13 protein-coding genes are annotated in these 13,126 nt (G+C 62.3%); 9 read left to right on the forward strand and 4 right to left on the reverse strand.

The features are described 5' to 3' along the window. Nucleotides 1–15: 15 nt before the first annotated feature. Together D8M36_RS03660 and D8M36_RS03665 are read right to left on the reverse strand one after the other, a co-directional pair. On the reverse strand, nt 16–834 hold the full coding sequence (locus D8M36_RS03660; protein ID WP_126846818.1) for an ABC transporter permease: 819 nt from the start codon (nt 832–834) through the stop codon (nt 16–18). A gap of 42 nt (nt 835–876) precedes the next feature. Then, entirely contained in the window at nt 877–1,824 is a 948-nt protein-coding gene (locus D8M36_RS03665) for an ABC transporter ATP-binding protein (RefSeq protein WP_126846820.1), read from the reverse strand. A 187-nt stretch (nt 1,825–2,011) separates the two neighbouring features. On the opposite strand from D8M36_RS03665, the gene D8M36_RS03670 reads away from it, so the two are divergent. The 6 genes from D8M36_RS03670 to D8M36_RS03695 are packed head-to-tail and all read left to right on the forward strand — an operon-like array spanning nt 2,012 to nt 7,461. Next, nucleotides 2,012–2,869, forward strand: coding sequence for an SAM hydrolase/SAM-dependent halogenase family protein (locus D8M36_RS03670; RefSeq protein WP_202974865.1), 858 nt, complete (start codon nt 2,012–2,014; stop codon nt 2,867–2,869). Nucleotides 2,870–2,881: 12 nt separating this feature from the next. Then, a complete protein-coding gene (locus D8M36_RS03675; RefSeq protein ID WP_126846822.1) occupies nt 2,882–3,478 on the forward strand; it encodes an ECF-type riboflavin transporter substrate-binding protein in 597 nt (198 codons plus the stop codon). A 9-nt stretch (nt 3,479–3,487) separates the two neighbouring features. Continuing rightward, nucleotides 3,488–5,323: an ABC transporter ATP-binding protein gene (locus D8M36_RS03680; protein ID WP_126846824.1), complete on the forward strand. Its 1,836-nt coding sequence runs from the start codon at nt 3,488–3,490 to the stop codon at nt 5,321–5,323. After that, entirely contained in the window at nt 5,313–6,146 is an 834-nt protein-coding gene (locus D8M36_RS03685; RefSeq protein ID WP_126846826.1) for an energy-coupling factor transporter transmembrane component T family protein, read from the forward strand. Before D8M36_RS03680 ends, D8M36_RS03685 begins: the two co-directional genes overlap by 11 nt. A gap of 59 nt (nt 6,147–6,205) precedes the next feature. Further along, nucleotides 6,206–6,715, forward strand: a complete 510-nt coding sequence (locus D8M36_RS03690) for an Arc family DNA-binding protein (RefSeq protein WP_161970197.1) — start codon at nt 6,206–6,208, stop codon at nt 6,713–6,715. Between the two features lie 14 nt (nt 6,716–6,729). Beyond that, complete coding sequence (locus tag D8M36_RS03695) at nt 6,730–7,461, forward strand: DUF4097 family beta strand repeat-containing protein (protein ID WP_126846830.1); 732 nt, start codon at nt 6,730–6,732, stop codon at nt 7,459–7,461. Between the two features lie 63 nt (nt 7,462–7,524). Here D8M36_RS03695 and pdxH read toward each other — a convergent pair whose 3' ends face one another. Continuing rightward, nucleotides 7,525–8,208: a pyridoxamine 5'-phosphate oxidase gene (gene pdxH, locus D8M36_RS03700; protein WP_126846832.1), complete on the reverse strand. Its 684-nt coding sequence runs from the start codon at nt 8,206–8,208 to the stop codon at nt 7,525–7,527. 467 nt (nt 8,209–8,675) lie between these two features. Between pdxH and D8M36_RS03705 the strand changes: the two genes are divergently transcribed. From D8M36_RS03705 to D8M36_RS03715, 3 genes are all read left to right on the forward strand, one after another. Then, complete coding sequence (locus D8M36_RS03705) at nt 8,676–9,446, forward strand: hypothetical protein (RefSeq protein ID WP_126846834.1); 771 nt, start codon at nt 8,676–8,678, stop codon at nt 9,444–9,446. A gap of 74 nt (nt 9,447–9,520) precedes the next feature. Next, nucleotides 9,521–10,909: a hypothetical protein gene (locus D8M36_RS03710; protein WP_126846836.1), complete on the forward strand. Its 1,389-nt coding sequence runs from the start codon at nt 9,521–9,523 to the stop codon at nt 10,907–10,909. Nucleotides 10,910–10,924: 15 nt separating this feature from the next. Next, nucleotides 10,925–11,584, forward strand: coding sequence for an ABC transporter ATP-binding protein (locus D8M36_RS03715; protein ID WP_034371140.1), 660 nt, complete (start codon nt 10,925–10,927; stop codon nt 11,582–11,584). Here the strand turns inward: D8M36_RS03715 and D8M36_RS03720 are convergent. Continuing rightward, nucleotides 11,581–12,981 carry a glycoside hydrolase family 15 protein gene (locus tag D8M36_RS03720; protein ID WP_126846838.1) on the reverse strand — a complete coding sequence of 467 codons (1,401 nt, stop codon included), beginning with the start codon at nt 12,979–12,981 and terminating at the stop codon, nt 11,581–11,583. The two genes, D8M36_RS03715 and D8M36_RS03720, sit on opposite strands and share 4 nt — an antisense overlap. Nucleotides 12,982–13,126 lie beyond the last annotated feature (145 nt).

Below are 13,126 nucleotides of genomic sequence, written 5' to 3' on the forward strand. Positions count from 1 at the left end.
GTCGTAGCCGGCGGTTTACCGGTTGGATTCCCACTTCATGACCCTCGGTACGAGCATGAGGAGCGCTACGGCCCACAGGGCGAGCATGAGCATGGGGGCGGTTGCCGCCGCGAGCGCCGCGCCGGTGTCGAGCGGCTTGAACCCACCGGTGACCGTCGTTCCCGACCATGCCAGGTGTGCGAGGTCTCCCATGAGGGCGAAGGGCGTGCGGTCGATGATGCGCGTGACCTGTTCGGGCATGAGTGCGCGGAAGGTGCTTTGGGAGGCAATCGCGAGGATCATGACCGGCAGCGAGGTGATCTGGGCAGCTTCGGCGTTCATCGTGAAGGCGCTCGTGAGGAATCCGAGCGCCGCGCTCACGGCTATCCCGACGAGGACAGCGACGAGGAGAGGAACGACGGTGACGGGTGCGGGAGCACCGAGAACGATGAGGAAAATCGGGGCGAGCACCATCAACACGACGGCGAGGAGGGAACTCGGGGCGGCAATCGCCAGGAGAATATCCGAGTCCTTCGCCTCTCCGGTGCGCAGGCGCTTGAGGACCTTCTCGTCACGCCGCGTCGTCGACATCGAGAGAACCGAGTAGTACACGACCATAAGCACTGTCGTAAGGATGGACGTCTCGAGCGCGAGCGAGGCGGCGAAGGCCTTGTCGCCGCCCGCGGAACTGAGGGCGAACATGGCGACCGGGAGGCCAAGGGGGAAGAGAAGCGACGTGAACAGGAGAGTGGGGTTGCGCAAAAACTGCGTGAGCTCGGCGCGCGCGAGAGCAATCGTGCGGGAGAGGCGGCCCGAGCGGGGTGTGGACTGTGCTGTGGCTGTTGCCGTGGTCATGGGGTGTCCTTTCGGTGGAAGCTTTGGTGTCTACTGCGCTCGTCAGTTCTGCTCGCCTGCCACGCGCATGAAGACGGTCTCGAGGGATGCGGGGGTCGCGGAGAAGTCGCGCAGGGCGAGGCGCTCACCCTGCGCCCACTGCAAGATGGCGAGCGAGTGCTCCTGAAGGTGATCGGTTCGCACCTCGTACGTGGAGCCGGAGCGCGTGACCTGGGCGCCGGCAAGGGCGGGAGGTTGAGGGACGGTGGAGGCGCGGGTGGCGTCGGACCCCTCCTGGATGCCGAAGCGGATCACCGAGGCTTCCGTGGAGACGATGTCTCGCAGGCTGCCCTCGAGCACGATCGTTCCTCGGTGCATGATCCCGATTCGATCGCAGAGGCGCTCGGCTTCTTCAAGGTAGTGGGTCGTGAGGATCATCGTGACGCCGCGCGCCTTGAGGTCTTCGAGGAGCGCCCACACGCCGCGGCGGGATTCGGGATCGAGGCCCGTCGTCGGCTCGTCGAGGAAGAGGATCGAAGGCTGGCCCACGAGTGCGCATGCGAGGTCAAGGCGGCGCTGTTCGCCACCGGAAAGCGAACCGACTTTGACCTTCGCTCGGTGCGTGAGGTCGACGGCGGCGAGAGCTTGATCGGGGGCCATGGGATTCGAGCACGTTCCTGCCCACATGCGGATCGTTTCGGCGACGGTCAGTTGGGTGGGCAAGCCCCCGGATTGGAGCATGGTTCCCGTGTGGGCGCGAACCTTCGCGCGGTCTTTCGTGGGGTGCATGCCGAGGACCGATAAGCTCCCGCTCGTTGCGGGGGCGAGACCCTCGAGGATTTCGAGGGTCGAGGTTTTCCCGGCGCCGTTTGTGCCGAGCAGGCCGTAAACCTCGCCTTCGCGTACGTGAAAGGAGATGCCGTCCACCGCGGTGAAGGCTTTCTTTTTCTTTGCGCCCGCGTAGGTGCGGGTCAGGTTCGAGACAGTGATGGAGTCGTGTGTTGTGGTCATGCTTCTACTCTTCGGCACGCCAGACTCGGGTAATAGTGGAAAACGTCAGGGGCTTCTCGGCGCTTTGTCACGAGTGTGAATGACACATGTCACTGACGTCTCGCCTCGGTGTTCATATTTCGTCACGTGCATTCGCGCCCGTTCCTGGTATCGGTACGCTTACGAAGGTCATGAACTTTTGTGTCGCATGGGAGGCCCCGCAGTGAAGCCACTCGTTCTCCAATCGGATTTTGGATACGTCGACGGCGCCGTGAGCGCGATGTACGGCGTCGCCACGGGTGTGCACCCCGAATTGCGCATCCACGATGTCACGCACAACATTCCTCCCTATGACATTTGGGAGGGCTCCTACCGCCTTGCGCAGGTCGTGTCGTATTGGCCCGAAGGCACGGTGTTCGTTTCGGTCGTGGATCCGGGTGTTGGCTCGGATCGCTTGAGCGTGGTGGCGCGCACGTCGACCGGTCACTACGTCGTGACCCCGAACAACGGCACCCTCACCCACATCGAGAAGCTTTTCGGGATCGAGGAGCTGCGCGAGATCGACGAGCACTTCAATCGGCGCGAGGGTTCGGCGCATTCCTACACGTTCCACGGGCGAGACATTTACGCGTTCACCGGCGCGCGGCTCGCGAGCGGAACGATCACGTACGAGCAGGTCGGCCCGAGGCGCGAGGTGAGTGAGGTCGTGACTCTCCCGGTGCTTGCGCCGAAGATCGAGGGCAACGCACTCACGGGCACGATTGACGCGCACGATAACCGCTACGGCTCGCTGTGGACGTCCATCCCGCGCACCTTTTTTGAAGAGGCCGGCATTTGCCACGGCGATTACGTGCGCCTCACGATCACCCATAACGGGCAAACCGTTCACGCGACGAGCCTCGTGTATGCGCCGAGCTTCGCGCACGTCGAGGTCGGCGAATCGCTCATCTACGTGAATTCCCTTGATCGCGTGGCTGTCGCCATCAATCGCGGCTCGTACGCGAATGCTTTCCACCTCGGGCGCGGCAACAGCTGGCACGTCGCATTCGAGAAGGTCGAAAAGTAAAGGATCCCCACCATGTCTACCCCTGAAACTCCCACGTCCAGTGCACCGCTTCCCGTGACCCGCAGGGTCTCGCCCGTGACGCAGGTCGTCGCGATCGGCATCGGTGCGGCGCTGTTCTTTGTGCTGAGTCGATTCGTTGCGATCCCCGTTCCCGTGCCGAACCTCGCGATCACGTTCCAGTACGCCCTGCTCGCGGTCCTCGCGGTGCTGTACGGACCGTACGTTGCGGGCGTTGCCGGTTTTGTTGGGCACATTCTCGCGGATGCCACCGGCTACCTCATTTGGCTTTCGTGGGAAATTCCGACGGCTGTCTTCGGTCTCATCGTAGGCTTCTTCATGCTTCGTAACCGCGTGAACGAGGGGGAGTTTTCGCGCCGGGATCTTGTGCGCTTCAACCTCGCGGTCATCGTGGGCCACTTCGTGGCGTGGGGTGTTCTTGCGTGGATTCTGGACGTGACGCTCATGGGTGAACCGTTCGACAAGGTCATTGTTCAGGGCCTCGTCGCATTCGTTACGAACTCTGTTCTTACCTGCGTTTTTGGCTCCATCATCCTCGCACTGTATGCGAAGACCCGTACCCGCTCGGGCTCGCTCGAGGTGGGCGCTTAAGCGTTCCGCATGGCTCTTCCCTCCCATTCGCCCGAGGCGAACCGTGCCGCTCACGCCATCGTGTTCGATGACGTGAGCGTGCATTACCGCACCCAAAAACTTCCCTCGGTCGAGAACGTGAGCTTCACGATCGGCTGGGGTGAGAAGGTCGCGATCGTGGGGCCGAGTGGCTCGGGAAAGTCGACTCTGCTGCACGTGATGAACGGCCTCGTGCCGCATCGCTTCGAGGCAAGCGTGAGTGGCAGCGTGAGGGTCGGTGGCGTGGATCCGGTGCGCGCGCCGCTCGTGCGCACCGCCGGTGTGGCCGGCACGGTTCTCCAGGATTCGAACGCGCAGTTCGTGGCGCTCACGGTTGCGGAGGACATCGCCTTTTCGCTCGAGAACCAGGAGGTTGCGTCGGGCGACATGCCGGGCATCGTCGAGCGGGTCGCCAAGCGCGTGGGCCTCACCGAGCTTCTTGAGCACTCGCCGCACGAGTTGAGTGGCGGGCAAAAGCAGCGCGTCGCCGTCGCGGGCGTGCTCGTGGACGACGTGCCGATTCTCCTGTTCGACGAGCCGCTTGCGAACCTTGACCCGGCGACGGGTCGCGCGATGATCGAACTGGCTGACGACCTCAATCGGGAGAGCGGTGCGAGTGTGGTCATCATCGAGCACCGCCTCGAAGAAGTACTGCACAGGGGGGTCGATCGGATCCTCATGATGGCGGGCGGCCGCCTCGTTGCCGATACAACTCCGGATGAGCTCGTGACCTCCGGGCTCCTCACCGAGCACGGCATTCGCCGCCCGCTGCACCTCACGGCCCTCAACTACGCGGGGATCGAACCGCCAGCGTCCGCGCGCCCCGCTCGGCTCGACACCCTCCGCCTGAGCGAGAGCGAATGCGCACGGGTGCGAGAGTGGGGGCGTGAGCAGTGGTCCGCGAGGTTCGGCTCGGTTTCGGCTCAGGAAGTGCCGGGGGAGGGGTCCGACGCCACCGCGGCCATCAGTGTGCGCAATCTTCACGTGGTGCACGGCCACGATAAAGACCACGAGGGCGTGCACGCGCTGCGGGGAATCGACCTCGAGGTGCGGCGCGGGGAGATGCTCGCGATCCTCGGCAACAACGGCGCTGGAAAATCGACGCTCGCGAGCGCGATCACGGGTTTTGCGAAGCCGAACTCGGGCACCGTCGAGGTGCTCGGCGACGACGTTCTGAACTTGAGTATCGCCGAGATCGGTACGCGCGTGGGCTTCGTGCTTCAAGAACCGGGCCACATGATCTCGAAGCCGCTCATTTTCGACGAGGTCGCGCTCGGCCCGCGCGCCCACGGCCTCGACGAAGAAGAGGTGCGCCGGCGCGTGGAATCTGCCCTCGAGACGTGCGGGCTCGCCCCGTTCAAAACCTGGCCCGTGAGCGCCCTCAGTCACGGCCAGAAGAAGCGCGTGACGATCGCGGCCGCGCTTGCGCTCGAGCCCGAAGTCCTTATTCTCGATGAGCCGACCGCGGGCCAAGACTTCCGCCACTACACGGAGTTCATGGAGTTCATCCGCGGCCTCAACCGTGCGGGCACGACGATCCTGCTCATCACGCACGACATGCACCTTGTCCTCGAGTATGTGCCGCGCGCCGTTGTTTTGAGCGAAGGGGAGATCATCGCGGATTCTTCGCCCGCGCGAATCCTCGTCGACGATGACGTGACGAGGCGCGCGAACCTCGTGCGCACGAGCCTCGATGCGCTCGCGGCAGCCGTCGGACTTCCCGTTTCCACCGGTGACGGCGCCACCCAAGAGTGTGGCCGCAGCGAGTTTGTCGAGGCCGTGATCGCGGTTGATCGCGAGAGGCGGGAGGTGGGCGATGCCCGCTAAGTCCGTTCTCGGGTACGTGGATCGGCCGGGGTTCCTGCACCGAGTCTCGGGGCTTTCAAAGCTTATGCTCGCCGTCGCGAGCGTCGTGGGTGCGCTCGTGGGATTCGATGCGCGTTACCTTGCGGCGATGCTCGTGCTCAACGTCGTGCTGTGGGTTCTCAGTCGCGTGAAGCTGCGCGACCTCGCCGTTGTGCTCGTGATCATCGCCGGTCTCATGCTGCTCAACAACGTGTTCATTTTCCTGTTCGCGCCCGGCTACGGAACCGAACTGTATGGCACACGCACCGTGCTTCTCGATGGGCCGTGGCACTGGGACATCACGAGTGAGCAGCTTTTTTATCAGCTCGTTGTGACTCTCAAGTACTTCGCGGTGCTTCCACCCGTGCTTTTGTTCATCGCGACGACGCGCCCGCCAGAGTTTGCGCAGTCGCTGAGCCGCATCAGCGTTCCCTACAAGATCGCCTACTCCGTCTCGATCGCTCTTCGATACATCCCCGATATTCAGCGTGATTTCGTGACGATCTCGAAGGCACATCAGGCGCGTGGCCTCGAGACCTCGTCGAAAGCGGGTATCGCGACCCGCGCCCGCAACATCGTGGGCGTCATCATCCCGCTTTTGCTCGGCGCATTTGACCGCATCGAGGAAGTGGCGAGTGCGATGGAGCTGCGCGGTTTTGGGCGCGGCAAGCGGCGCACGTGGTACGGCAAGAAGCCTCTGACGTGGCGAGACTGGCTCATCATGGCCCTCTCCTTCGCCGTGCTCGCGGTGCCGATCGTGCTCGCGATCGTCAATGGCGGAAGGTTCTGGAACCCCTTCGCCTAAGAAACGACGTCAAAAACCTTGCGGTGGCGTCAAAAAGACGCCATACTTGGGTTATGGAGATGTCACAGAAAATCGACGCTCTTGTTGAGGATCTCGAGCATGTCGCTAACGTCGGTGGCGACGATCTCGGCTCCGCTATGAAGCGAGTGGGCCCCCTTGCCCGCCCCCTACTCAAGCTTGCCCTTCTCGATACGGTCACGACGGCGACCGCCGAGATTAGCGAGTCGCTCACGTTCGAGCGCGTGAGCGCGCGCCTCGCCCCCGAAGGCGTCAAATTTGATGTCACTCCAAAGCATCCTGACGCCACTCCCGCGACAGAATCTGCCGCCGCGGCGGATCAGGGACTCGATGAAGGCGATATTTCGCGGGTATCTCTTCGCCTGCCCGAAGGGCTCAAGGCCCGCGCGGAGAAGCGTGCGGAAGCCTCGGGCCAGAGTCTCAATGCTTGGCTCGTCCAGGCGATCCGCGATGCCGTTGTCGAACCCCACACTTCGCAATTCACGAAGAATTGGGGCTTCACCCCCGATAATCCGCCGAAAGGCACGAACCCCGTCAAGGGATGGATCTAAGGAAGGGTCCCGCCATGAGCACCACAACCTATCGTTACGACGCTGCCGGCGATGTGCGTGCCGAGCTCAAGTTGAACTATGCCGACGTCGCGATCACGACAAACACCACGGACCAGATCACGATCGACCTCGAAGGCGAAGAAGCCGCGGGAACGAGCGTGAAGTATCGCTTCGGGCGCCTCGAAATCAAGAGCCCTGACCGGAAAGCGCTCGACATTCTTCACCGCAAGCGCCCGCGCCTCACGGTGAGGCTTTCACTTCCCACCACGACAGCCCTCGAATGCGCAAGCGTCGCGAGCACGATCGAGCTTGAGGAGGTCTCACGCGAGGCACACTTCGATGCGGTCTCGAGCACCGTGAAGGCTTCCTCCTTGACCGCGCCTGTCTCGATTCAGGGGTTCAAGGTGAGGGCTGAGCTCGATTCTGTCTCCTCCCCGGTGGAGGTGAATGGTGCCGCGGCCAAGGTGAAGATCGGCGAATTCTCGGGCGCGCTCGACGCGAAGGGCGCCTCAATCACTGTCGATATCGCCCGCGTGCACCGCGGTGATGTGCAGGTCGAGGGCCTCAAGGCCGCGTGCACCGTCGGGGTTCTGCCCGGCGTACACGTCCACACTGATTTTGACGGCCTTGCCTCGTCGTTCAATTCGAGCCTTACTCCGCGCGGGGTCCCGCAGGAGGGAGCGCCCGTGTTCCGCGTCAAGGTGGGCGGAAAGCGCACCTCGCTCGAACTCAACGAGGTCGCCTAACACGAGAGGGCCGGGATGACGCTCAGCGTCACCCCGGCCCTCACAGTTACCTCGCGTGAGCGTTTACGGAGCGAGGCGGTCGACCTGCCAGCGGCCTTCTTCCGAATCCAAGGCCGTGAAGCGGATGCGGTCGTGCAGGCGCGAAGCGCCACCCTGCCAGAACTCGATGACGTGCGGGGTCAGTGCCCAGCCGCCCCAGTGCGGCGGGCGGGGAACGTCTTTACCTTCGAAGCGCTTGTCGGCACGCTCGTTCGCGAGCTGAATGTCTTCGCGTGAGTCGATGACGTCCGACTGCGAGCTTGCCCAGGCGCCGATCTGCGAACCACGCGGGCGCACCGCGAAGTAGGCGTCGGATTCCTCGGGGCTGATGCGGCGCACCTTGCCCTGGATGCGCACCTGGCGTTGAAGCGGAAGCCACGTGAAGTTCAGGGCGGCCTTGCGGTTCACGTCAAGGTCGTGGCCTTTTTGAGATTCGTAGTTGCCGAAGAACACGAACTTCTTGTTCTTGTGTTCCTTGAGCAGCAGCACGCGCGAATCCGGCCAATCCGTTTCCGGGTTGATCGTCGAGACGACCATCGCATTCGGTTCGAGCACATCGCCCTCGCGGTCGCGACGCTCGATCGCGTCTCTCATCCATTCGTCAAACAGTGCGTGCGGGTCGTTGCCCGCGAGCGTTTTGGTGAGTTGGCCCTTCGTGTAATTCACGCGTTCCGCGCGAAGATCGGGCGCACTAGCCTTCTCGTTCATGACCTCTCCTCGAAACTCGATGCGGATCGTCGTCGATCCCGATCTACCACTCTAGCCCCGCCCTCTGGCCGCTTGCGGGGACTAAGGGAAGCATCAATGCTCGAGAGCCTCGAGCGTGCTGAGGGCCAGCAACCGAAGGGATGACGGAGGGCACGGCGTATGGCGTAAACCACTGGGGGGGGGTAGGATCCTTGCTGTCTAAGTGGTGTTCCAGGATGAGGGGGATCGTTGTGATGCGTAGACGTGCAAGGTTGCTTCGGGCCATCGTGACGGGGGCTGGTTTTATGGCAACATCCGCCGATGCGGGATCTTCCTCTCAATGTTTAGTTCGACGGCTGCACCACTCAGCGGCGAGGGGCACGCGTCGTATCAATGGAAAACTTATGCTGGGCGCACTGGCGAGAAGCGGCGTAATAACTGAAACGGCGATGTGAACTGTGATTCGGCATGCTTCAGGAATGGCGCCCGTGAAAAATCTTGTCAAAACTTCCACTGTTCTTATGTCAATAGTTGTCCTCCTGAGTCCCAGCGTTTTTATGGAGATCTCCCGCGCTAATGGTGCGGTCGCCGATCAATTCTCCCTATTCACATTAGGGATATCGGATTTTCTGCCCTTCTTCATGCCAATTTTTGCCGCCCTGCTGTACGCGCCAGTGGTGATGCAGGAGGTCGGCACTGGGGGAGCGTGGGGGCCTATCATGGCAAGGCGGGGGCGCAGCCCCTACGTTGTTCGCCACGCGGTCCGCGCTGCGTGCGCTGGTTTTATCGTCTTCGCGGGAAGTGTCGCTCTCGTCGCTGTCCTGTCATACGGAATCCACCCGCACCTCATCCCCGTCGATTTTTTCAACCCTTTCGGTGACGATCTTGAACCGGTAGCAGAACGTCTAACATTCTCGCAGCTCTATGCTGTCTCCCCGGTACTGTACTTTGCATTCCAGTCGATATGGGTGGGGATCGGCGGTGCGGCATTATCGACGCTGGCAGCGGTAGGAGCGATGTTCTTTGAGAATCGATTTGTTGCACTCCTCTGGCTTCCTGTCGTCGTGCTTCTCTCCGAGTTTGTCGCGGGGGCTCTTCGGGTTGACCACTTCAGCCTTATACGATCATTCATTCCAACTGGTGTCACCCAACAAGATCCTCTCATCCCCGTGGTCGTAGGTCTTGTTGTTTTCCTCATCGCTGGAGTCGTTGCTGCTTATGCCGCGTTCTCAGCGAAGCTGCCGAAGGCCTTGTGCTGATGGGGGCTGTGAACCGTTTGCGTCCGGTAGCTGGGTGGGGGCTCATCTGCGGGATGTGCGCACTGCTCGCTATCGTGACGTCGTCGCAGCCCCTGCTCAAAGGCGACGTCGATTTCGATGCGGTCGTCGGCATCTCGCTGTGGGAACGAGAGCTTGCCTTCGGGCAAGACCCGTACTACTTCCATTACTTTCAATGGCCTCTGCTCATTATTCTGCTTTTGCGGCAGTGTGCCTTTGTGGCGAACCCGCTTGCGTTGTCTCGTTTCGGGTCAAAACGGCACGGACTTCTTGCGCTGTGGATGCGCGGCGCCGGGATAGCAGCGCTGCTCGGAGCGAGCAAATTGTTAGGGGTCTTGGCGACGTCGTCCGGATACACGTGGCGCATGTCCTGGACCCCGGAAGTGCTCTCTTTGCAGCCGGCGACAATATGGCAGGGGATTCTGCAGCCCTATGCCAGTCGACACCTAAGCCCTGTGGCCTGTATAGCGTACGGAATCGCGTTCGAGGTCGGGCTCGCTGGGCTTGCGGCGACCCTACTAGGGGTCCTTATCGTGAATACTCGAGTGAAGCCATGGATCCCTGGGGTCGGGGTAGGTTTTGTGCCGCTTGTGCTCGCCCATGTATGGCCGTTTCCGCAGTGGAGCAATCCCGATGTGGCCCTTTTGCCCTTCGCGGGTGTCAAAGAATTTGGCGCCCTATGGTGTGTTCCGCTTTTCTTCGCCGCCGCGACGATCCTGACTATTGGTGTGAGTGGATCGTCAGTCTTGATGCGCGCTCGGAAAGTCTTCGTGCGGACAGGGCCGTTCGGATTTTGGTGTATCGCAACCGTAGGTGCGGCGACTCTCATGAGTTTCTTGCGGCCCGACGGTGCCGACCTTTTCATGTATCTCACTTACGGTTCGGCGCGCGAAGAGTTTTCCTTTACGGCATGGTTCATGTACATGGTGCTAGTCTTCGGGGCTTCATATGCCGCGCTCGTACGTTTTGCGGGTGAGACGGCACCCGCAGCATCGCTGGTGGCGATCCGCACGGGAGACCCGTGGAAACTCTTCACTCGCACAATAGGGGGTTCGCTTGTCACTGCGATCGCTGCGCTCTCCCTTGTGCTTGTGTTGCTCGGTGGTGTTTCAAGCAGCATGGCTCATCACCCCACGGAGCTCTTGCCAGCCCTGCAGGTATGGCTGGGCTCGATCGTGACCGTAGTGGTGACGACACTGCTCTCAATGGCCGCTGCGTGGAGGTTTGGGTCGATGGCGGTAGCCGCCATAACTTTGGTCGTATGCGCGGCGCTCACGCTGCCGTGGTTGAACCCGCTGTGGCCGGCCCCATTTGCCCTGGGCTTTTATGGGGCCTTTCCGGCTACGGCAGGTGCCATTATTTTAACGGCGACAGTAGGAGTCGCCAGTGTTGTGTTTCTCCGGTTCGTGCTGAGCAATACCCGTATTCCTCAGTTTGATTCATGATTGTAGAGGTGCCGAATGGTCAATCTTGTTGATGTAAAAGACGTTTCGATCGCTTTCGGTTCGACTCCGGTCTTGAGTCATGCCTCGCTTGCAATCGATGAACACGATTTCATGGGAGTGCAAGGTCCTAACGGTTCGGGTAAGTCCGTGCTGTTCAAACTTATCGTCGGCTTCCTCAAGCCGGATTCGGGTCGCGTCGTCGTCTCACCAAAGCTGAAAAGTGCGGGCGAGGACTTCCCCTCCAAAATTGGCATCATTATCGATCGCCCAGGCTTCATCGGTGGTCTCACGGGGTTCGACAACCTGCGTCGGCTCGCGTCTATTCGCGGGCTCATTGGAGACGAGCACATAGAAGAGGCGCTTCACCGCGTGGGCCTTGCGCCGAACCTACGCCAGTCTGTTCGCCACTATTCTCTCGGCATGAAACAAAAGCTCGCTCTTGCCCAAGCGTTTATGGAAGGGCAACCGCTTCTACTTTTAGACGAGCCTTTCAACGGACTCGATAAGACGAGCGTTCGCGATATTCGTGCGCTTCTCCATGAGCTCCATGAAGAAGGGCGCACGATTGTGATGACCAGCCACAACCAAGAGGACATCGACGAGCTGTGCACAAGCGTGTACGAGCTCGATCGCATGCAGTTTGACCGTGTGCGTCCACCCGCAAGCGCTTCCTAACTGTGCAGCGCCTCGAGCGTGCTGAGCGCGAGCGCCGCTGGCCACGAGAGGGGCGCGACGGCGGCGGGGCGACCGTCGGCAAGGATTTTTTCGCTGATCGCCCCGGCGCTCGTGCGGTGGGCGGCGAGCCATTCGAGGATCTCGAGAGCGCGCTCGCGCTCCCCGAGGCGCGCATAGGCCTGGGCGAACATCGCCGTTTGCGGGGTCCAACTGATGCCGTCGCGTTTCCAGCGCGCGCCCGGAGCGACACCGCCCTCGGGGCGCTGCATCGCCTCGAAAGCCTCGTCGATGTGGCCGGCAATCGCTGGGTTGCGCTCGGCAAACCCCTGCGTTTGGTACGGCGGCAGGAGCATGAGCAGCCCCGCGTCGAAACCTCCGCCGTGCGCGTACCGCTGGAAGGCGCCGGAGCCGAAAGTTTCCAGGAGGGCGCGCTCGGTTTCCCGGGCACGTCTCTCGAGCATTTCCGTTCCGACGCCTGCCTCGCCCTCAAGCAAGCCCAGCTTTGAAAGGTGCGCCGCGCTCTCGAGCGCGCTGAGCGTCATGGCCGCCGTTGCGAGGGTAAGGCGCCGCTCGGGTACCTCCCAATAGTCGGGGCTCGGCTTCGGAAGCCCGCTCGCGGTGGTCGTGGCGTCAACGGCGGCGCGCGCGGAGCGTGCGAGTGCTCGTTTAAGAGTCGGGCTCGAGGAAGCGGGGGAGGCGTCGGAGGCCAACACCCCAAGCCTGGCGAGCCTTGCCGCCGCCCAGAGGAACCAGCCGATTCCATCGAACTGCGGTGAGCGGGCATCGGGCGCGCGTGTAGTGCCGGGGCGGTAGCGAGCCTCGAATGTGCCGTCAGGGCGCTGGATGCGCGCGAGGTGTTCGAGAAGGCCCAGCGCCCAGTCGTCGAAGCCGCGCTCGGCGAGGGCCACGATCACGTGGGCCGTATCGCGCGGCCACGTGTAACGCCAGTTCGGGCTGAGCGCCGCGATGGGGGAGGGAAGCGCCCACGTGAGGGTGAAAATATCGAGGAGTGCGGAGCGGTCGAGACTCGTGAGCGCGGGAGTGGGCGCGGGTCGTGAAGCTTTCTCGAGGAATGCTTGCGTGATCGCGGTGAGGGTCTCGGCGCCGTGTGCGGTGCTCAGTGTGCGTGTGCCCTCAATGAGCGGGGATGAATCAGGTTGAACGAACGTGCGCTCCACGCCCGGGATGTTCCCGGGGTGCAAAACAGACGCCCCGCCGTGCGCCTGGACCTCACGCGCGAGTGAATCCGGCACGGATGAGAAGGCGACGCCGAGGGAATAGAGGTCCTCGTGCGCGTCGTGCGGGAAGAGGTCGGCGATGCTGTCGCGCTCCACGTACAGGGCCGAGGCGCCGAGCGCGGCGAGAAGGCCGCCGCCAAGAAGAGTGCGACGCCGCATGGCTGCCTCCTTTGTCCTTTCTTGCCCGCACACGTGTGGCTTGAGCGTAGCAAGTGCCAGGCACGGTCCATAGGCATCGATGCTGCTGCGGCAGATGTCACCGAAGTCATGAGTGATGTTGTGCGGGAGGGGTTGGAAGGCCGCG

Origin of the sequence: Dermabacter sp. HSID17554, from assembly GCF_003989295.1 — a bacterium.
In the GTDB taxonomy this organism is placed as follows: domain Bacteria; phylum Actinomycetota; class Actinomycetes; order Actinomycetales; family Dermabacteraceae; genus Dermabacter; species Dermabacter vaginalis.